At 71.9% G+C, this 20,224-nt stretch carries 17 protein-coding genes; 9 read left to right on the top strand and 8 right to left on the bottom strand.

What is annotated here, in order from left to right:
• The first annotated feature begins 96 nt into the window (after positions 1 to 96).
• Complete coding sequence (locus tag RND61_RS22645; protein ID WP_315879884.1) at positions 97 to 966, top strand: HAD family hydrolase; 870 nt, start codon at positions 97 to 99, stop codon at positions 964 to 966.
• Positions 967 to 1,335: 369 nt separating this feature from the next.
• Here the strand turns inward: RND61_RS22645 and RND61_RS22640 are convergent, their stop codons facing one another.
• The gene (locus RND61_RS22640) at positions 1,336 to 2,154 is read right to left on the bottom strand and encodes an oxidoreductase (protein WP_315879883.1); all 819 of its coding nucleotides are present in this window, start codon (positions 2,152 to 2,154) and stop codon (positions 1,336 to 1,338) included.
• Positions 2,155 to 2,256: 102 nt separating this feature from the next.
• Between RND61_RS22640 and RND61_RS22635 the strand changes: the two genes are divergently transcribed.
• Positions 2,257 to 3,240, top strand: coding sequence for an ATP-binding protein (locus RND61_RS22635; protein ID WP_315879882.1), 984 nt, complete (start codon positions 2,257 to 2,259; stop codon positions 3,238 to 3,240).
• Here RND61_RS22635 and RND61_RS22630 read toward each other — a convergent pair.
• Complete coding sequence (locus RND61_RS22630; protein WP_315879881.1) at positions 3,237 to 4,541, bottom strand: hypothetical protein; 1,305 nt, start codon at positions 4,539 to 4,541, stop codon at positions 3,237 to 3,239. The genes RND61_RS22635 and RND61_RS22630 overlap by 4 nt on opposite strands.
• A gap of 296 nt (positions 4,542 to 4,837) precedes the next feature.
• On the opposite strand from RND61_RS22630, the gene RND61_RS22625 reads away from it, so the two are divergent.
• From RND61_RS22625 to RND61_RS22600, 6 genes are all read left to right on the top strand, one after another.
• On the top strand, positions 4,838 to 7,192 hold the full coding sequence (locus RND61_RS22625) for a bifunctional SulP family inorganic anion transporter/carbonic anhydrase (protein ID WP_315879880.1): 2,355 nt from the start codon (positions 4,838 to 4,840) through the stop codon (positions 7,190 to 7,192).
• Positions 7,193 to 7,414: 222 nt separating this feature from the next.
• A complete protein-coding gene (gene acs / locus RND61_RS22620; RefSeq protein ID WP_315879879.1) occupies positions 7,415 to 9,430 on the top strand; it encodes an acetate--CoA ligase in 2,016 nt (671 codons plus the stop codon).
• A 318-nt stretch (positions 9,431 to 9,748) separates the two neighbouring features.
• Positions 9,749 to 11,275: a Na+/H+ antiporter NhaA gene (nhaA, locus tag RND61_RS22615; protein WP_315879878.1), complete on the top strand. Its 1,527-nt coding sequence runs from the start codon at positions 9,749 to 9,751 to the stop codon at positions 11,273 to 11,275.
• Between the two features lie 39 nt (positions 11,276 to 11,314).
• Positions 11,315 to 11,809, top strand: coding sequence for a phage holin family protein (locus RND61_RS22610; protein ID WP_315879877.1), 495 nt, complete (start codon positions 11,315 to 11,317; stop codon positions 11,807 to 11,809).
• A complete protein-coding gene (locus RND61_RS22605) occupies positions 11,806 to 12,744 on the top strand; it encodes an alpha/beta fold hydrolase (RefSeq protein ID WP_315879876.1) in 939 nt (312 codons plus the stop codon). Before RND61_RS22610 ends, RND61_RS22605 begins: the two co-directional genes overlap by 4 nt.
• 142 nt (positions 12,745 to 12,886) lie before the next feature.
• Positions 12,887 to 13,066 carry a hypothetical protein gene (locus RND61_RS22600; protein ID WP_315879875.1) on the top strand — a complete coding sequence of 60 codons (180 nt, stop codon included), beginning with the start codon at positions 12,887 to 12,889 and terminating at the stop codon, positions 13,064 to 13,066.
• A 214-nt stretch (positions 13,067 to 13,280) separates the two neighbouring features.
• On the opposite strand, the gene RND61_RS22595 is transcribed toward RND61_RS22600, so the two are convergent.
• The 3 genes from RND61_RS22595 to nth all read right to left on the bottom strand — a co-directional run bounded on the left by RND61_RS22595 (position 13,281) and on the right by nth (position 16,173).
• Positions 13,281 to 14,480 carry a MarP family serine protease gene (locus RND61_RS22595; RefSeq protein ID WP_315879874.1) on the bottom strand — a complete coding sequence of 400 codons (1,200 nt, stop codon included), beginning with the start codon at positions 14,478 to 14,480 and terminating at the stop codon, positions 13,281 to 13,283.
• Between the two features lie 66 nt (positions 14,481 to 14,546).
• The gene (locus RND61_RS22590) at positions 14,547 to 15,266 is read right to left on the bottom strand and encodes an NUDIX hydrolase (protein WP_315879920.1); all 720 of its coding nucleotides are present in this window, start codon (positions 15,264 to 15,266) and stop codon (positions 14,547 to 14,549) included.
• Between the two features lie 40 nt (positions 15,267 to 15,306).
• Positions 15,307 to 16,173, bottom strand: coding sequence for an endonuclease III (gene nth, locus RND61_RS22585; protein ID WP_315879873.1), 867 nt, complete (start codon positions 16,171 to 16,173; stop codon positions 15,307 to 15,309).
• Positions 16,174 to 16,489: 316 nt separating this feature from the next.
• Between nth and RND61_RS22580 the strand changes: the two genes are divergently transcribed.
• On the top strand, positions 16,490 to 17,164 hold the full coding sequence (locus RND61_RS22580) for a Crp/Fnr family transcriptional regulator (protein ID WP_010473292.1): 675 nt from the start codon (positions 16,490 to 16,492) through the stop codon (positions 17,162 to 17,164).
• A 91-nt stretch (positions 17,165 to 17,255) separates the two neighbouring features.
• Here the strand turns inward: RND61_RS22580 and RND61_RS22575 are convergent, their stop codons facing one another.
• The 3 genes from RND61_RS22575 to RND61_RS22565 all read right to left on the bottom strand — a co-directional run bounded on the left by RND61_RS22575 (position 17,256) and on the right by RND61_RS22565 (position 20,008).
• A complete protein-coding gene (locus tag RND61_RS22575) occupies positions 17,256 to 18,140 on the bottom strand; it encodes a prohibitin family protein (protein ID WP_315879872.1) in 885 nt (294 codons plus the stop codon).
• Between the two features lie 132 nt (positions 18,141 to 18,272).
• Positions 18,273 to 19,103: an MBL fold metallo-hydrolase gene (locus tag RND61_RS22570; RefSeq protein ID WP_315879871.1), complete on the bottom strand. Its 831-nt coding sequence runs from the start codon at positions 19,101 to 19,103 to the stop codon at positions 18,273 to 18,275.
• Positions 19,100 to 20,008: an NUDIX hydrolase gene (locus tag RND61_RS22565; RefSeq protein ID WP_315879870.1), complete on the bottom strand. Its 909-nt coding sequence runs from the start codon at positions 20,006 to 20,008 to the stop codon at positions 19,100 to 19,102. Before RND61_RS22565 ends, RND61_RS22570 begins: the two co-directional genes overlap by 4 nt.
• Between the last annotated feature and the right edge of the window lie 216 nt (positions 20,009 to 20,224).

Here is a 20,224-nt window from a genome sequence, read left to right as displayed (position 1 = left end):
AGCACGGTCGCGAACGATCCGTGACTTCCATGGTGTACCCGAGAGCCTTCTCAGGCAAACCCACACGCCCCAGCGTACGCCGAATGGCGGGCACCTATGCTCTGGCTTGTGGAAAACCACTCCTCGCCTCGCACGGCGGCCTTCTTCGACCTGGACAAGACGGTCATTGCGAAGTCATCGACGCTGACCTTCGGCAAGTCCTTCTACCAGGGCGGCCTGATCAACCGCCGCGACGCGCTGCGCACCGCGTACACGCAGTTCGTCTTCCTCGCGGGCGGCGCCGACCACGACCAGATGGAGCGGATGCGCGCCTACCTCTCCAGGCTCTGCAAGGGCTGGAACGTCCAGCAGGTCAGAGAGCTGGTGGCCGAGACGCTGCACGAGCTGATCGATCCGATCATCTACGACGAGGCCGCCTCACTCATCGAGGAGCACCACGCCGCCGGCCGGGACGTGGTGATCGTCTCCACTTCCGGCGCCGAGGTGGTGGAGCCGATCGGCGAGATGCTGGGCGCGGACCGCGTGGTCGCCACCCGGATGGTGGTCGGCGACGACGGCTGCTTCACGGGGGAGGTGGAGTACTACGCCTACGGCCCCACCAAGGCCGAGGCGGTACGGGAGCTGGCCGCGTCGGAGGGGTACGACCTGTCGCGGTGCTACGCGTACAGCGACTCGGCGACGGACCTGCCGATGCTGGAGGCGGTCGGGCACCCGCACGCGGTGAACCCGGACCGGGTGCTGCGCCGGGAGGCGGTGGCACGGGAGTGGCCGGTCCTCGTCTTCAACCGTCCCGTCCGACTGAAGCAGCGGTTCCCCTCGTTCCGGATGCCGCCGCGGCCGGCACTGATGGCCGCCGCGGCGATCGGCGCCGCGGCGGCCACGGCAGGGCTCGTCTGGTACGCGAGCAGGCGCCGCCAGTCGGCGTCGATGAAAACCGGGCCTTCCATGAGACTTGTCCGTATTTGAAGGCAAAAGTAAAGATATTCGGTCAAGTCTTTCGCTTCACGGGCCCCGGTAGTACAAAGGAGTTACGGCCCGCGAGACCGAGGACATCCGAGAGGATCATCTGTTGAGCAGGAAGGCCCCACGGACCGAACAGCACGGAAACTGAGCACCCACGCGACGTCGACCCGTCGATTACGGGCCAGCCGCACCAGGCGTAGGGCGGAGTTCCCCGCCTGATGGGCACATAACGAGGACGCATGGTAACTCGGCGGAAGTGCCAGCGGCGGTACCGGAACCGGTACCGCCGCAACCCTGTCGGAGCTCGGCACTCGCCTTCGACCGGGGCCGGTACGGCGCCCGCCGAAAACGCCGGACGCGTCGCCGTCCGCCTCAGGCGGCGCCGCGCTGGAGCGCCTCGCACACGGCCGTCGACTCCCGGACGCCGAGTTCCACGGCCCGGCCGCAGTGGGCGATCCACCGGGCCATGCCCTCCGGCGTCCCGGACAGGTAGCCGTCGAAGGCGGCGACGTACGCGGCGCGGCCCAGTTCGGCGTGGCCGACCTCGGCCGGGCAGATCGCCTTGGGGTCGAGGCCGCTGCCGATCAGCACCAGGCGCTCGGCGGCCCGCGCCACCAGACCGCTGTACGAGGTGAAGGGCCGCAGCGCCAGCAGTTCACCGTGCACCACGGAGGCCGTGACGAGCGCCGGGGCGGACGTGCCCGTGACGACCAGCTCCGCGAGGCCGTCCAGCCGGGCGGCCACCTCGGCCGCGTCCGGCAGGGGGGCCTCGACCAGCGGCTCGTCGACCGCCTCACCGGCCTGCCGCGGCCGGCCCACGGACTCCGCCGCGTCACCGGCCGCCACCAGGTGCAGCCTGGCCAGGACCCGGAGGGGCGACTGTCGCCAGATGGAGAGCAACTGTCCGACCTCGACACCGAGCCTCAGCGCCGCGCCGACCGTTCGCGCCTCCGCGTCCGCACCGAAGTCACTGCGCCTGCGGACCTCCTCCAGGGCCCAGTCCGCGCCGGACAGCGCCGCCGAGGCGCGCGCACCGCGCAGGGCGGCTTCCGAGGAGATCTCATTGCTCCGGCGCCGCATCACGCGGTGCCCGTACACCCGGTCGACGGCCTTGCGCACGGAGTCCACGGCGTCGGGGACACCCGGCAGCGCGGCGAGGGCGGCCAGTGGGTCGGCGGCATGCGTACTCATAAGTAGCGAGGCTACGCGCACCCGCGACACCGACCCACCCCCAGTGGCGTTCCTCATAAGGGAAGGCAACACAACGCCATCGAACCACTACGGTAGGTGAACATGAAGATCGCTTTCGTTGGGAAGGGCGGCAGCGGCAAGACGACGCTGTCCTCGCTTTTCATTCGCCACCTGGCGAGCACCGAGGCCCCCGTGGTCGCGGTGGACGCCGACATCAACCAGCACCTCGGGGCCGCGCTCGGTCTCGGTGAGGACGAGGCGGCGGCGCTCCCCTCGATGGGCGCGCACCTGCCGCTGATCAAGCAGTACCTGCGCGGCAGCAATCCGCGGATCAGTTCCGTCGACACGATGATCAAGACGACACCGCCCGGTGAGGGTTCACGGCTGCTGCGCGTCCGCGAGGACAACCCGGTGTACGAGGCGTGCGCCCGTCCACTGCGGCTGGACGGCGGCGTGATCCGGCTCATGGCGACGGGGCTGTTCACCGAGGCGGACCTGGGGGTGGCCTGCTACCACTCGAAGGTCGGCGCGGTGGAGTTGTTCCTCAACCACCTGGTCGACGGTCCCGACGAGTACGTCGTCGTCGACATGACGGCCGGTTCGGACTCGTTCGCGTCCGGGCTGTTCACCCGCTTCGACATGACGTTCCTGGTGGCCGAACCGACGCGGCGGGGCGTCTCGGTCTACCGCCAGTACACCGAGTACGCGCGGGACTTCGGGGTCGCGCTGAAGGTCGTCGGCAACAAGGTTCAGGGCCGGGACGACCTGGAGTTCCTGCGGGACGAGGTGGGGGACGACCTGCTGGTGGCGGTCGGGCAGTCGAATTGGGTGCGGTCCATGGAGAAGGGGCGGTCCGGCCCGTTCGGGGCGCTGGAGCCGGAGAACCGGGAGGCCCTGCGCGTACTGCGGGACGCCGTCGACGCGACGTACGGGCTGCGTGACTGGGAGCGGTACACGCGCCAGATGGTGCACTTCCACCTGAAGAACGCCGAGAGCTGGGGCAACGCGAAGACGGGTGCCGACCTGGCCGCGCAGGTCGACCCCGCCTTCGTGCTGGGGGAAGCGGTGACGCGGCTGCCGGTCTAGCCGTCCCGGCGCGTACCGGACGGCGCCGTCACGCGGGCGGCCGCCTGTCCCGCGGTCCCGCCGCCGGGCGACGGCGAGGCCTTCGCCGGCGGGGCGGCGAGGAAGCGGCCCCAGCCCTCGGCCGGCGCCTGTCCCACCTTCAGCGTCCGCAGCTTGGCGAGGACGGTCGGGTCCTGGACGTCCAGCCAGTCGGCGAGCTGACGGAACGACACGCAGCGGACCTCGGGCTTCACGCAGACGTGAGCAATCGTTTCCTCAATGGCGCGCATGTACGTGCCGCCGTTCCAGGACTCGAAGTGGTTCCCGATGATCAGGGGCGCGCGGTTGCCCTGGTACGAGCGGTTGAACGCCTGGATCAGGCCGTCCCGCATCTGGTTGCCCCAGAACCGGTGCATGGCGGGGTCGCCCTTGGCGGTGCCGGACTGGTTGACCATGAAGTTGTAGTCCATGGACAGCGTCTCGAAGTCCCGTCCGGGGATGGGGACGAGATGCATGGACAGGTCCCACAGGGACCCGTCCTTCTTGGGCCAGACCTGGTTGTTGACGCCGCTGGTGTCGTAGCGGAAGCCCAGTTCGCTCGCGGCGCGCACGAAGTTGTCACGGCCTTCGAGGCAGGGGGTCCGGGCCCCGATGAGCTCCTTGTCGTAGTCGAAGGGGAGTGGCTTCTCGTTCACCAGGCCGGAGTTGGTCTTCCAGTTCTTCACGAAGGACTTGGCCTGGGCGATCTCGCTCTTCCAGTCCTCGACGGACCAGGTTCCGACGCCCCCCTCCGGGCCGCAGAAGTGCCCGTTGAAGTGCGTCCCGATCTCGTTGCCCTCCAGCCAGGCCCCACGGAGCTCGCGCACGGTGTCGCGGATGCCCTCGGTGTCGTTGAAGCCGATGTCGGAGCGGCCGGGGGCGTGGCCGGGCGGGCTGTAGAGGGCGGCCTTCTCCTCGGGGAGGAGGTACACGCCGCTGAGGAAGTACGTCATCGTCGCGCCGTACCGCTTGCCGACGCCGCGGAAGTGGGAGAACAGCTTCTGACTGTCCTCTCCTGCGCCGTCCCACGAGAAGACGACGAACTGCGGGGGCCGTTGACCCGGTACCAGGCGGGTGGGCTTGCTGAGGCCCGGCTGGGCACCGGTGTAGGCGGTGGAGCCGTCACCGATCAGCCGAACGCGGTTCTGGGGCGGTCCGGCCCCCTTCTCGGGTCCCCGGGCGCCGGCCCCGGACGGCTCGTCGGAGCCACCGCACCCCGCCAAACCGGTGATCAGCGCCGCCGCGACGGCGCCGACAGTGATCCTCTTCCTGACAGCCCTCATCGGCCCACCCTTCCGTTTCGCCGGGTTCCTGTGCGAGCGCCGCCAACGTCGCATCGGAAGCCGGGCACGGACGGTATGACGAGCCGTATAGAACGACTAATCACCTCACCGGGTGAAACTTTGCTCCGTTCGCCCAGAATTTAATGCCTTTTTCTTTACTCTGCATTACTGTTCGTTTACCGAGAGTTGGCAATCTCCTGAGTTGGCCTCGCCTGTCGGCGCCTCCGCCGCGGCCTTGTTCCCCACGTTGTCTCGGACGTCCAGCGACCACTCAAGTCCATGAGGAGACGGGAACCGTGAGCTCTTACACCACTCCGCGCACGAACGACGCCGACCCTCCGGCCGACCGACCAGCCGGTGGCTCCGACCTTCCCGAAGAGCACGGCCTTCCGCCGACCCGCCGAAGCTTCCGGATCGCGGGTTCCGACCTGTCCGCGTCCATCGCGGTGTTCCTGATCGCCCTGCCCCTCTCCCTCGGCATCGCGCTCGCCACCGGCGCCCCGCTCCAGGCGGGGCTCGTGGCCGCGGCCGTCGGCGGCATCGTCGTCGGCCGGTTCGGCGGCGCGCCGATCCAGGTCAGCGGTCCGGCGGCCGGGCTGACCGTGGTGACGGCCGAGCTGATCCAGCAGTACGGATGGCGCACCACCTGCGCGATCACCGCTCTGGCCGGGCTCACCCAACTCGCCCTGTCCGCCCTGCGCGTGGCACGTTCGGCACTCGCCGTCTCACCCGCCATCGTGCACGGGATGCTGGCCGGCATCGGCGTGACGATCGCCCTCGCCCAGCTCCACATCGTCCTCGGCGGTACGCCGCAGAGCTCGGCCGTCGACAACGCCCTAGAGCTCCCCCTCCAGTTGGCGGACCCGCACCCGGCCTCGCTGTCGGTCAGCGCCCTCACGATCGCGGTGCTGCTCATGTGGCCGCGGCTTCCGGGGCGCTGGGGAAAGGCCGTGCGCGTGGTGCCGGCCGCGCTGGTCGCGGTCGCCACCGCGGCGATGACGGCGTCCCTCGCGGGACTGGCCCTGCCGAGGGTGGACCTGCCCTCGTGGCACAGCCACGCGCTGCCGGGGCTGCCCGAGGGGCCGGTGCTGGGGCTGATCGCCGGTGTGCTCACCATCACCCTGGTCGCCAGCGTCGAGTCACTGCTGTCGGCGGTGGCCGTGGACAAGCTGGTCGCGGCCCGCAAGCAGCCGTCGGTACCGGTTCCGCGCGCGCGGCTCGACCGGGAGCTCGCCGGACAGGGCATCGGGAACATCGTGTCGGGCTCCCTCGGCGGACTGCCGATCACCGGGGTCGCCGTCCGCAGCTCCGCCAACGTCGCGTCGGGGGCGGTCAGCCGGAACTCCACGATGTTGCACGGCTTCTGGGTGGTCCTGGCGACCCTGCTGCTCGTCCCCGTGCTGGAGCTGATCCCGCTGCCGGCGCTGGCCGCGCTGGTGATGGTGGTCGGCATCCAGATGGTGAACATCACCCACGTACGGAAGATCACCCACCACCGCGAGGTGCTGGTGTACGCGGCGACCGTGGCGGGTGTCGTCCTGCTCGGGGTCCTCGAGGGCGTGGCCATCGGGATCGCCGTGGCGACGGGGACGGCCCTCCACCGGCTGACCGGGACGCGGATCACCCGTGAGCAGCGGGACGGCGTGGAGCACGTGCGGGTGCGGGGGCAACTGACGTTCCTGGCCGTGCCCCGGCTGAGCCGGACGCTGCACCAGATCCCGGCGGACGCGCGGGTGGTGGTCGAGCTGGACGGGTCCTTCATGGACCACGCCGCGTACGAGACGCTGCACGACTGGCAGGCATCGCAGTCGGCACACGGCGGCCATGCGGAGCTGACCGACCGGTCCGGTACGTGCACCGCGGATCCGGCCGCCGAGGGGCACACGTGCTGCCGGCCCCGGGCGTCCTGGCGCAATCACCTGCGCGGAGAGCTTCCGGTGGAGAGCGGCGCGGTGAAGGGGAGTCGACTGGCGAGCGGGTTGAGCTCGCTCCTGCGGATCACCTCGCCGCGCGTACGGGACGAGCCGGCCCGCGAGGGGCAGCGGCCTCCGCAGCTCTTCCTGGCCTGCGCGGACTCCCGGCTGGTGACCGGCATGATCACGGCGAACGGCCCGGGCGACCTGTTCACCGTGCGGAACATCGGCAACCTCGTACCCCTCCCCGGAGCGGAGAGCGGCGACGACTCGGTGGCCGCCGCGATCGAGTACGCCGTGGACGTGCTGCGAGTGGGGTCGATCACGGTGTGCGGGCACTCCGGTTGCGGCGCGATGCAGGCGCTGCTCGCCACCGACCCGTCGCCGTCCGCGCGGCCGCCGCAGTCCCCGCTGCGGCGGTGGCTCCGGCACGGGCTGCCGAGCCTGGAGCGGATGCGCGGCGAGGGGAGGGTGTCGCCGCGGCTGGCGGGGCGACCGCTCGCCGACACGGTGGAGCAGCTGTGCCTGACGAACGTGGTGGAACAGTTGGAACGCCTGAAGGAGCACGAGGCGGTCGCCAGGCGGCTCGCGGAGGGGACGCTGGAGCTGCGCGGGATGTACTTCCACGTGGGCGAGGCGCAGGCGTACCTACTGGAGCGGGAGGGAACCGACGACATCTTCCGTCCGGTGTCACCGGTCGGTGAGGGATCGACGCGTCGGGAGGAGGTCCGCGCCTGACCGACCGGGTGTCACCGGACAGACTCCCGGGGTGAACCGGCGGCAGGGCGGGGACGTGATGGTGGTGGGTGGCCCTCTCCTCCCCGCCCTTCCGGCGCCGAGGGGGAGGAGGCCGCTTGACCGCACGTGTCGGCCGACGCGTCCCGCCCTCACCCATCCGCCTGAGAGGTCTAAACCAATGCTCGGGAAACCCTTGTCACCCGGGCATCCGGCTGGTGAGCTATGGACCGGGACACATCGGACGCCCTGGGAATGGGAGATGTCGTGAGCAACGAGAGCAGCTTGGCCAACCTTCTGAAGGAGGAGCGGCGGTTCGCCCCGCCCGCCGAGCTGGCCGCGCAGGCCAATGTGACGGCGGCCGCGTACGAGCAGGCGGCGGCGGACAGGCTCGGCTTCTGGGCCGAGCAGGCGCGCCGTCTCAGCTGGGCCACCGAGCCCACCGAGACGCTCGACTGGTCGAACCCGCCCTTCGCCAGGTGGTTCGCCGACGGCAAGCTCAACGTGGCGTACAACTGTGTGGACCGCCATGTGGAGGCGGGACTCGGCGACCGGGTCGCCATCCACTTCGAGGGCGAGCCGGGCGACAGCCGGGCCATCACGTACGCCCAGCTCAAGGACGAGGTGAGCCGGGCCGCCCACGCGCTGACGGAGCTCGGGGTCCGCAAGGGCGACCGGGTCGCGGTCTACATGCCGATGATCCCCGAGGCGGCCGTGGCCATGCTGGCGTGCGCGCGGATCGGCGCGGCGCACTCCGTCGTGTTCGGCGGCTTCTCGGCGGACGCCATCGCGGCCCGCATCCAGGACGCCGACGCCAAGGTGGTCATCACGGCCGACGGCGGTTACCGGCGCGGCAAGCCCTCCGCCCTGAAGCCCGCCGTCGACGAGGCCCTGGGCCGGGTCGACGGGGTCGAGCGCGTGCTCGTGGTGCGCCGCACCGGACAGGACGTGGCCTGGACCGAGGGGCGGGACGTCTGGTGGCACGAGATCGTCGACCGGCAGAGCGCCGAGCACGCGCCCGAGGCGTTCGAGGCGGAGCACCCGCTGTTCATCCTCTACACCTCCGGCACCACCGGTAAGCCGAAGGGCATCCTCCACACCTCCGGCGGCTACCTCACGCAGGCGGCGTACACGCACCACGCCGTCTTCGACCTGAAGCCGGAGACCGACGTCTACTGGTGCACCGCCGACATCGGCTGGGTCACCGGTCACTCGTACATCGTGTACGGACCGCTGGCCAACGGCGCGACGCAGGTCATGTACGAGGGCACGCCGGACACGCCGCACCAGGGCCGGTTCTGGGAGATCGTGCAGAAGTACGGCGTCACGATCCTCTACACGGCGCCGACCGCGATCCGGACGTTCATGAAGTGGGGCGACGACATCCCCGCCAAGTTCGACCTGTCGAGCCTGCGCGTCCTCGGCTCGGTGGGCGAGCCGATCAACCCGGAGGCGTGGGTCTGGTACCGGGAGCACATCGGCGGGGGCCGCTGCCCGATCGTCGACACCTGGTGGCAGACCGAGACCGGCGCGATGATGATCTCGCCGCTGCCGGGCGTGACGGAGACCAAGCCCGGTTCGGCGCAGCGGCCGCTGCCCGGCATCGCGGCGACCGTCGTCGACGACGAGGCGAACGAGGTGCCCGACGGCGGGGGCGGCTACCTCGTCCTCACGGAGCCGTGGCCGTCGATGCTGCGCACCATCTGGGGTGACGACCAGCGGTTCATCGACACGTACTGGTCCCGCTTCGAGGGCAAGTACTTCGCGGGCGACGGAGCCAAGAAGGACGAGGACGGTGACATCTGGCTGCTCGGCCGTGTCGACGACGTGATGCTCGTGTCGGGCCACAACATCTCCACCACGGAGGTCGAGTCCGCGCTCGTGTCGCACCCGAAGGTCGCCGAAGCCGCCGTCGTGGGGGCCGCCGACGAGACGACCGGCCAGGCCATCGTGGCGTTCGTGATCCTGCGCGGCAACGTGGCGGCGGAGGCCGAGGCGGACACCGACGCGCTCGTCGCGGACCTGCGCAACCACGTCGGTGCCACGCTCGGGCCGATCGCCAAGCCGAAGCGCGTCCTGCCGGTCGCGGAGCTGCCCAAGACCCGCTCCGGCAAGATCATGCGGCGGCTGCTGCGGGACGTCGCCGAGAACCGGCAGCTCGGTGATGTCACGACGCTGACCGATTCATCCGTTATGGACCTCATCCAGGCCAAGCTGCCGGCCGCTCCCAGCGAGGACTGAGGCAGGCCAGCCGGTCGGTCGGTCAGCCAGCCAGTCGGCTGGACAGCCGGCCGGCCGGTCGTCGGTCGAGAGGACCGACCGCCGGTTCCACGGCCACAGCTACGACCAGATCACAGCGACGGCCACAGCGACAATCATGGCCATGGCCATGGCCATGGCGGAGGGCACCCGGCGACGACGCGCCGGGTGCCCTTTCCGCGCTTAAAGTGATGATGGTCGGACAAGCCCCCGCGCCCTCCCTGTAGGGTGTGCGTCGCACCAATAAAGCGATAAGAATCCAAAGGGGCGCCGGGAAGTCTGGTCGGCATGTGATTCGCCATGTCCGCCGACACCACCGGAGGTCTCCGTACCGTGGCCGCGCCCAAGACGCCTGACACCAACGGCACCACCCCCAACAGCACCGGCAGCACCGGCAGCACCAACAGCACCAACAGCACCAACAGCACCAACGCCGGAACCAGCACCACCGGGCGGAGGGTCCTCGGCCTCCTGCCCCTCCCCGAGCGGTCCTTCGTTCTGGACGCGCTCCGCACCGAGACCGTCGGCGGCGTCCTGCTGCTCCTCGCCGCCGTCGCGGCCCTCGTCTGGGCGAACACCCCACTGAGCCACAGCTACGAGACGGTCCGCGAGTTCCACGTGGGGCCCTCCTCGCTCGGGCTGAACCTCTCGATCGAGCACTGGGCCGCCGACGGTCTCCTCGCGATCTTCTTCTTCGTCGCAGGCGTCGAACTCAAGCGCGAGATGGTCGCGGGCGAGCTGCGCGACCCCAAGGCCGCCGCGCTGCCCGTGGTCGCCGCGCTCTGCGGCATGGTCGCCCCGGCCCTCGTCTACCTGGTGGTCAACGCCACCGGCGGCGGCTCCTTCGACGGCTGGGCCGTCCCGACCGCCACCGACATCGCCTTCGCGCTCGCCGTGCTGGCCGTCATCGGCACGTCGCTGCCGTCCGCGCTCCGGGCCTTCCTGCTCACGCTGGCCGTCGTCGACGACCTCTTCGCCATCCTGATCATCGCGGTGTTCTTCACCAGCGACCTGAACTTCGTCGCGCTCGGCGGGGCCCTCGTCGGGTTGCTCCTCTTCTGGTTCCTCCTCCGCAGGGGCGTCCGGGGCTGGTACGTGTACGTGCCGCTCGCCGTGGTCGTCTGGGGCCTGATGTACAACAGCGGCGTCCACGCCACCATCGCCGGCGTCGCCATGGGCCTGATGCTGCGCTGCACCCGCCGCGAGGGCGAGGCCCTCTCCCCCGGTGAGCGCATCGAACACCAGGTGCGCCCCCTGTCGGCCGGCTTCGCCGTACCGATGTTCGCCCTGTTCTCGGCCGGTGTCGCGGTGTCCGGCGACGCGCTGGGCGACGTCTTCACCCAGCCGGAGACGCTGGGTGTGGTCCTCGGCCTGGTGGTCGGCAAGGCGATCGGCATCTTCGGCGGCACCTGGCTGACCGCCCGCTTCACCCGCGCCGAGCTCAACGAGGACCTGGCCTGGGCGGACCTGTTCGCCGTCGCCACCCTCGCCGGCATCGGCTTCACCGTCTCCCTGCTGATCGGCGAGCTGGCGTTCGAGGGCGACGCGAGGCTGACCGACGAGGTCAAGGCGGCCGTCCTCGCCGGGTCGCTGATCGCCGCCCTGATCGCCACGGTCCTGCTGAAGCTCCGCGTCCGCAAGTACCGGGCCCTGGTCGAGCTGGAGGAGCGCGACGAGGACCTGAGCGGCGTCCCCGACGTCTACGAGGTCGACGACCCCGAGCACCACCGCCGCCTCGCCGAGATCTACGAGCGGAAGGCCGCGGAACACCGCCGCCGGGCCGAACAGGCGGGGGCAGCGCGCGGGAACGGCGACCGTCCGGCATGATCTGAGGTCGGACCGTAGAGGGAGAGAGGGAGCGAGACGATGAGCGACCCCGCCGGGAGGACCGGTATCGCCGGGAACGGTGCAGAACCCAGTCTCGGTCAGTTGGTCGCCTCCGCGACCGCCGAGATGTCCGCGCTCGTGCACGACGAGATCGCGCTGGCCAAGTCCCAGCTGCGACAGGACGTCAAGCGCGGCGCCGTCAGCGGCCTGGGGTTCGGGGCGGCCGGGCTGGTGCTGCTCTTCTCGCTGCCGATGCTGAGCTTCGCGCTCGCGTACGGCTTCCACGCGTGGACCGGCTGGCACCTGTCGGTGTGCTTCCTGCTGTCCTTCGGCGTGAACGTCGTCGTGGCCGCCCTGCTGGGGCTCGTCGGCGCCGTGTTCGCGAAGAAGGCGAAGCGCGGCAAGGGCCCGCAGAAGACCGCGGCGTCCGTGAAGCAGACCGCCGCGGTGCTGCAGAACGTCAAGCCGCACCCCCGTCCCGACACCTCCGCCGTCCAGGAGAAGGCCGCGGCTGTGGCACGCTCGTCCGTATGACCGTCCCTGAGAGCAGTACCGGCGCCCCCGGCGGCCCCGTCCGGATCGACGGCCCGTGGACGCACCGCGACGTGGCCGCCAACGGGGCGCGGTTCCACATCGCGGAGATGGGCGACGGTCCGCTCGTCCTGCTGCTCCACGGCTTCCCGCAGTTCTGGTGGACCTGGCGGCACCAGCTGCCCGCGCTCGCCGACGCGGGGTTCCGGGCCGTGGCGATGGACCTGCGCGGCGTGGGCGGCAGCGACCGCACGCCGCGCGGCTACGACCCGGCGAACCTGGCGCTCGACATCACGGGCGTCGTACGGTCCCTGGGCGAGCCGGACGCGGCGCTGGTCGGCCACGACCTGGGCGGCTACCTGGCGTGGACGGCCGCGGTGATGCGGCCCAAGCTGGTGCGGCGCCTGGCCGTCTCGTCGATGCCGCACCCGCGGCGGTGGCGCTCGGCGATGCTCTCCGACTTCGCGCAGACCCGCGCCGGTTCGTACGTGTGGGGCTTCCAGCGCCCGTGGCTGCCCGAGCGGCGGCTGGTCGCGGACGACGCGGCGCTCGTGGAGCGGCTGATCCGGGAGTGGTCCGGCGCGCGCGAGCCGGACGACGAGACCCTCGGCGTGTACCGGCGGGCGATGGCGATCCCGTCGACGGCGCACTGCTCGATCGAGCCGTACCGGTGGATGGTCCGCTCGCTGGCCCGCCCGGACGGCATCCAGTTCAACCGGCGCATGAAGCGGCCCGTCCGCGTGCCGACGCTCCATCTGCACGGCTCCGCCGACCCGGTGATGCGGACGCGCAGCGCGGCGGGATCCGGCCAGTACGTCGAAGCGCCCTACCGCTGGCGGCTGTTCGACGGCCTCGGCCACTACCCGCACGAGGAGGACCCGTTGGCGTTCTCGGCGGAGCTCGTCAACTGGCTGAAGGACCCCGAGCCGGACCGCTGAGGCGGAGTCGGCGGGTGTCCGGGGGAAGGTACGTGAACCGGCGGGGGCCGTTGTCCTACGATCAGCCAAATGCCTCCCGCATAGGCCGATCGGTCGTCCCCCGGGCGGTTACGGACCATGGGCCCCGGGCACACGTCGGGGTATGGGCTGGACGCACGACCATGTTGACGCCGCACGCAACCGCCGCTCGGCCGCGGCACCGCCTCCCGAGAGGAGCGGCGCCCCGCGCGACCCGGAGCTGGACGCGCGCCTCGGGATCCCGCACATCCTGCGCCGCCGGGCCCGCTGGGTCTCCGCGCGTCTGCGGCACCAGCGCGACTGACCGCGCCGCACACGGCCGCACCGGACCCACGCCGAACCCGCGCCACATGCGCGTACGACGCACCCCCGCGCTCCGCGTGCGCGCGCCGGCTCACCGCGTACGCACGCCGGAGCACTGCACACGCGCGCCGGCGCACCGCACACGCACACCCGCGTACGCGCCCCCGCCCGCAGGGGCCTGACGCCACGGCCGGCGCCGGGCCCCGGGCGGGCCGTCAGAGGGCGCAGCTCTGGCTGTCGACCTGCTGGTGGGCGTTCAGGCCGAGCGTGATGTCCTCGCGGATCTCGTCGACCGTCAGCGCGTACCCCGTGTTCGCGTCGTCCAGGGACCGCGCGAAGATCACGCCGTACACCTTGCCGTCCGCGGTGAGGAGCGGTCCGCCGGAGTTGCCCTGGCGGACCGTCGCGTAGAGTGAGTAGACGTCGCGGCGGACCTCGCCGCGGTGGTAGATGTCCGGGCCCTCGGCGTTGATGCGGCCCCGGACGCGCGCCGAGCGGACGTCGTACGCGCCGTTCTCCGGGAAGCCGGCGACGATGGCGCTGTCACCGCTGCGCGCGTCGGTCTCGGTGAACTCCAGCGGCCTGGCCTTGAGGTCCGGCACGTCGAGCACGGCGATGTCGCGCTCCCAGTCGTACAGGACGACCGTCGCGTCGTACAGCCTGCCCTCTCCGCCTATCTGGACGGTCGGCTCCTCGACGCCGCCCACCACGTGGGCGTTGGTCATCACGCGGCGCTCGCCGAAGACGAAGCCGGTGCCCTCCAGGACCTTGCCGCAGCCGCCGGCCGTGCCGACGACCTTCACGATGGACTGCTGGGCGCGCGCGGCGACCGGGCTGTCGACGAGCTCCGGGTCGGGCGGGCGGACCTCCGCGATCGGCTCGTTCGTGAAGGGATTGAAGACCTGCGGGAAGCCGTTCTGCGCGAGGACCGACCAGAAGTCGTCGAACATCGTGGACGCCTGAGCGGGCATCACCTGCGACACGCCGAGGAGCACCTTGGAGGCACGGACCTCCTTGCCGAGCCACGGAACGGCCGTCCTGGCGAGGAGCGTGCCGATGAGCCAGGCGACGAGGAGCATCGCCACCACGTTGACCAGCGCGCCGCCCGTCGCGTCCAGGGCGCGGGCGGGCGACCAGGTGATGTGGCGGCGGAGTTTGTTGCCCAGGTGGGTGGTGAGGGCCTGACCGACGGACGCGAAGATCAGCACGACGGCGACGGCCACGATGGCCGCCGTCGTGGAGAGTTCGGCGCCCCCCGTGAGCGGCTCCCACACGAGCGGCAGCAGGTAGACGGCGACGACTCCGCCGCCGAGGAAACCGATCACCGACAGGATGCCGACCACGAACCCCTGTCGGTACCCGACGATCGCGAACCACACGGCGGCGACCAGCAGCAGGATGTCCAGCACGTTCACCGTCATTAGCCTCGCAGATTCGTCTCCGGTGGCCCCGTACGGCCGCGGAGCCCAGCAGTCAGCCTGTCATGCGCGCCAGTCGAGCGGGACCCGCCTCTCCCGGTCCCACGGCTCCTCCCACCCGGCGAAGTGGAGGATGCGGTCGATCAGCCCCGCGGTGAACCCCCACACGAGGGCGGACTCGACCAGGAACGCCGGGCCCTGGTGGCCGCTGGGGTGGACGGCCGTGGAGCGGTTGGCGGGGTCCGCGAGGTCGGCCACGGGCACCGTGAAGACCCGGGCGGTCTCGGCCGGGTCCACGGCGCCGACCGGGCTCGGCTCCCGCCACCAGCCGAGGACGGGCGTGACGACGAAGCCGCTCACCGGGATGTAGAGGCGCGGCAGGACGGCGAAGACCTGGACGCCCGCCGGGTCGAGGCCGGTCTCCTCCTCGGCCTCGCGCAGCGCGGCGCGCAGCGGGCCCAGCGTGGCCGGGTCGCCGTCCTCGGGGTCGAGGGAGCCGCCGGGGAAGGACGGCTGCCCGGCGTGCGAGCGGAGGGTCCCGGCCCGCTCCATCAGCAGCAGCTCGGGACCGCGCTCGCCCTCGCCGAAGAGGATCAGCACGGCGGCCTGGCGGCCCCCCTCCGGGGGCGGCAGGAACAGGCTGAGCTGCTCGGGCGCGATCGTGTGCGCCGCCTTGGCCACCGGCTCCAGCCAGGCGGGCAGCCCGTCGGCGCTGACGTCCACGGACGGCAGCCCACCGACGCCCCCGGCGTCTTCCCTCGCACGCGTCACAGACACCCCCAGCTCACCCAACGCGTACCGGCCACTCGATCGTTCCGCCCGTTCAGACGGCCTCCCCGGCCGCGTCCCCGCCGCCCGTGGCCACGGGGGCGGCCGGGCGGCCCGGGTAGTCCGGCGGCGGGGCCAGGCGCTGGCCCGGATACCCGCCCATCTCGTACTTCAGCAGCTTCTTCGCCTTCTCCGGGTCCGTCTCTCCCTCTCCGTACGCCGGGCAGAGCGGCGCGATCGGGCAGGCGCCGCACGCGGGCCTGCGGGCGTGGCAGATGCGGCGGCCGTGGAAGATCACCCGGTGCGAGAGCATCGTCCACTCGGACTTCGGGAAGAGGCCGCAGACCACCGCCTCGACCTTCTCCGGATCTTCCTCCTCCGTCCACTTCCAGCGGCGGACCAGCCGCCCGAAGTGCGTGTCGACGGTGATGCCGGGGACCCCGAAGGCGTTGCCCAGCACGACGTTCGCCGTCTTGCGGCCGACTCCGGGGAGCGTGACCAGGTCCTCCAGGCGGCCGGGGACCTCGCCCCCGAAACGGTCGCGCAGGGCCGTGGAGAGGCCGATCAGGGACCTGGCCTTGGCGCGGAAGAAGCCGGTCGGCCGGATGACCTCCTCCAGCTCCTCCGGCACGGCCGCCGCCAGGTCCTCCGGGGTGGGGTACCTCGCGAAGAGCGCCGGCGTCGTCTGGTTCACCCGCAGGTCCGTCGTCTGGGCGGACAGGACGGTCGCCACGAGCAGCTCGAAGGAGTTGCGGAAGTCCAGCTCCGGATGGGCGTACGGGTACACCTCGGCCAGCTCGCGGTTGATCCGCCGCGCCCGGCGGACCAGGGCGAGATGGGATTCCGGCGCGCTCGCCTTTTTTGTCGCCTTCGTCCGCTTCTGCGGGTTTTTCCTGGCCGCTGCCGAGGCTTGTTCGCCCACAGCGGAATTCTGCTCCCCGGACACTCTCCCGGCCCCCTCGACGTGCGCTCTCACCGGCGAATTGGACACCCGGCCAGCCTAAGCGCCGCCACCGACATCCGCCCTGGGCACGGGCGATGTGGCCCCGATCGGGCCCCTGCCGCACGGACACGCGTACCAGTACGTCAGACTTGGTGTGACTGATCGCACGGCAATTAACCTGCGGGGGCCGGACCTCCCGGGGGACCGCGTCGCGCAGCGTCCCCCGGAAGAGCACCGCGCGGTCCGGCATCATGGGGACCAACGTCCCTGAGCAGGTCGACATAGGAGAGAACTCGTGGACGACGTTCTGCGGCGCGCCCCGCTCTTCGCGGCGCTCGATGACGAGCAGGCCGCGGAGCTCCGCGCCTCGATGAGTGAGGTGACGCTCGCCCGCGGCGACGCGCTCTTCCACGAAGGCGACCCGGGCGACCGGCTCTACGTGGTCACCGAAGGCAAGGTCAAGCTCCACCGCACGTCCCCGGACGGCCGCGAGAACATGCTCGCCGTCCTCGGTCCGGGCGAGCTGATCGGTGAGCTGTCCCTGTTCGACCCGGGTCCGCGTACGGCCACGGCGACCGCGTTGACCGAGGTGAAGCTGCTCGGTCTGGGCCACGGCGACCTCCAGCCCTGGCTGAACGCCCGCCCCGAGGTGGCCTCGGCGCTGCTGCGCGCCGTCGCCCGCCGCCTGCGCAAGACCAACGACCAGATGTCCGACCTGGTCTTCTCCGACGTGCCGGGCCGCGTCGCCCGGGCGCTCCTCGACCTGTCGCGCCGCTTCGGCGTGCAGTCGGAGGAGGGCATCCACGTGGTGCACGACCTCACCCAGGAGGAGCTGGCCCAGCTCGTCGGCGCGTCGCGCGAGACCGTCAACAAGGCGCTGGCCGACTTCGCGGGCCGCGGCTGGCTGCGCCTGGAGGCGCGCGCCGTGATCCTGCTGGACGTGGAGCGGCTGGCGAAGCGCTCCCGCTAGCGGCCAGGCGCCCGCGCGCCCGTACGTAAGCGAAGGGCCGCCCCGCGGTGACTGCGGGGCGGCCCTTCGCGTACGTACGGCCCAGGGGACGTCAGTTCCTCTTGCCGTCCACGATCACCGGCGTACCGCTGCCGCTGCCGCACGGCACCGCGTACACCGGGTTCTTCGCCGCGGCCTCCTTGTACGCCTCGATGCACTGGTTGAGCAGGACCTTGTCGCTCAGCGAGTTGTTGAGGATCTTGTTGGCGCGGGCGATGCCCTCCGCCTCGATCCGGCGGCGCTCGGACTCCGCCGTGGCCGTACGGGCGGCCTCCTGGGCGCGCTCGGTGGCCTGCTGCTGCTGGATCTTGCGGTCGATCTGGTCCTGGAGCTGGTCGGACGGCTTCACGTTCCGCAGGTTCACGGTCGTCACGTCGATGCCGCGCGGGGCCAGGCGCTCCTTGATCAGCTCACCGATCTCGGCGTTGATCTTCTCTCGGGCGGAGGTGTAGCCCTCCTCGCTCGTGTGGCGCGCGAAGACGTTGCGGACGATCTCCCGGCTGTCCGGGAAGACCAGCCGCTGCTGGATGGCCGACTCGTTCCCGGCGAGCCGGTACAGCTCGACCGCCTTGGACGGCGTGACCGCCCACTTCACGGTCAGCTCGGCGTACATCACGCCGCCCTGGGAGGAGCGGACCTCCACCACGTCCTTGTCGGAGAGGTTCAGGTCGACGGGGCGGGTGGAGAAGGTGGTGATGGTGGTGAACGGCGAGACGACGTTCATGCCCGGAGTCATCGGCGTACCGACCTTGCCGAAGGTGACCGGGACGCCGACCTCGTACGCGCCGACGACGTGGACGCAGCTCACGACACCGGCGAACAGGGCCGCCAGCAGCGCGCCGAGCGCGCCGAGCCGGAAGCCGGTGCGGCCCTCGCCGCGCCCGACGAAGAACAGCACCACCGCGGCTATGAGCAGCAGGATGGACAGGACCAGCACGAAGACCCCCCGTGGAACGACACCGGTGCGGCGACCGGTGCGGACAGACGTAAAGGGAGCGTAAAGCACGCTTCCCCGCCGGGAACCCCGCCCGCTGTCGCGAACGCGTACCGACTTCGCCACGCTCCGGTGTCAGATCAGCCCGTGCCCGGAGAGGTACTCCAGCTGCGCCCGCACCGACAGTTCGGCGGCCGGCCACAGGGACCGGTCGACGTCCGCATACACGCGCGCCACGACCTCCGCGGGGGTCGTGTAGCCGTCCTCCACGGCGGTCTCCACCTGCGCCAGCCGGTGCGCGCGGTGCGCCAGGTAGAACTCCACGGCGCCCTGCGCGTCGTCCAGGACCGGACCGTGGCCCGGCAGGACGGTGCGCACCCCGTCGTCGACGGTCAGGGAGCGCAGCTGGCGCAGCGAGTCCAGGTAGTCCCCGAGCCGCCCGTCCGGGTGCGCCACGACCGTCGTGCCGCGGCCGAGGACCGTGTCGCCGGTCAGGACGGCGCGGTCGGCCGGCAGGTGGAAGCTGAGCGAGTCCTCGGTGTGGCCCGGCGTCGGCACGACCCGCAGCTCCAGGCCGCCGACCGTGACGACCTGCCCCGCGGACAGGCCCTCGTCGCCCAGCCGCAGCGCCGGGTCGAGGGCCCGTACCGGCGTCCCGGTCAGCTCCGCGAACCGGGCGGCGCCCTCCGCGTGGTCGGGGTGGCCGTGCGTGAGCAGCGTCAGGGCGACGCGCTTGCCGAGGCGCTCGGCCGTGTCCCGTACGCGCGCGAGGTGACCCTCGTCGAGCGGGCCCGGGTCGACCACGACGGCGAGCGGGGAGTCCGGTTCGGAGAGGATCCAGGTGTTGGTGCCGTCCAGGGTCATCGCGGACGGGTTGGGCGCCAGGACGTTCACGGCCCGCTCGGTGGCGGGGCCGGACACCGCGGCGCCGCGGGGTTGGCCGGGCAGGGCGGCCGCGTCGGTCATGCGGCACCTCCGGCGGGCGCCCCGGGAACGTGCCGGGTGAACTCGTCGTGCCCGGGCCAGCTCAGCACCACCTCGTCACCGACCAGCCGGGCCCGCGCCAGCACGGGCGCGAGGTCCTGGTCGCGGGCGGCCTCCAGGGCGGCGAGCGGCGATTCGTACGCGGTGAGGGAGCGCAGGGTGGCGATGGTGGGCGGCATCATCAGCAGTTCGCCCCGGTCGTAGCCGGCGGCGGCGTCCGCGGGGCGGATCCACACGGCCAGGTCGGCCTCGCCGGAGGCGGCGGGGGTCCCCCGGGCGGGGTCGAGGGCCTGGGACAGGGTGCGCTGGCCGGCGGGGAGCGCGGCGACGAAGAACCAGGTGTCGTAGCGGCGCGGCTCGAACTCGGGGGTGATCCAGCGGGCCCAGGCGCCCAGCAGGTCGGAGCGGAGGACCAGGTCGCGGGCGCCGAGGAACTCCGCGAACGACAGCTCGCGCGCGACGAGGGCGGCGCGGGCGGCCTCCCAGTCGTCACCCGTCGTGTCGCCGACGACCGAGTCGGGGGTGGGGCCGGCGAGGAGGACACCGGCCTCCTCGTACGTCTCGCGGACCGCCGCGCACACGATGGCCTGCGCCTCGGCCGGTGTGGCGACGCCGAGGCGCGCGGCCCACTCGGCGGGGCCCGGCCCGGCCCAGCGCACCGGGTGCTCGTCGCGCGGGTCGACGCCGCCGCCGGGGTAGGCGTACGCGCCGCCCGCGAAGGCCATGGAGGCGCGGCGGCGCAGCATGTGCACCTCGGTGGTGGCGCCGGCCCCGCGCAGCAGCATCACGGTGGCGGCGCGCCGGGGCGCCGCGGCCGTCAGCTCGCCGGCCGCGAGGGCGCGGATCCGGTCGGGCCATTCCGGTGGGTACCACTGACCATTGGGCATGGCCGGAGCCTATGCCGATCGGTCCGGATGTTCGAGGGCTCCCGGGGCGGTCGGGCCGGTACCGTACGCCGCCCCTACGCGCGCGTGGTGTGGCCCCTGCGCACGCGTGGCACCGTCCTGTGCGAAGCCGGACGACCGGCTTCGGGGGGAAGCCGTCCCTGCGCGCGCGTGGCGGCGTCGTGCCGCGTGGCGCCGCCCCTACGCGCGCGTGGTGTG

The organism is Streptomyces tamarix (assembly GCF_032423885.1).
GTDB lineage: Bacteria > Actinomycetota > Actinomycetes > Streptomycetales > Streptomycetaceae > Streptomyces > Streptomyces tamarix.
The sequence above is the reverse complement of the archived record's forward strand: the minus strand, read 5'-3'. Positions and strand labels throughout refer to the sequence as shown.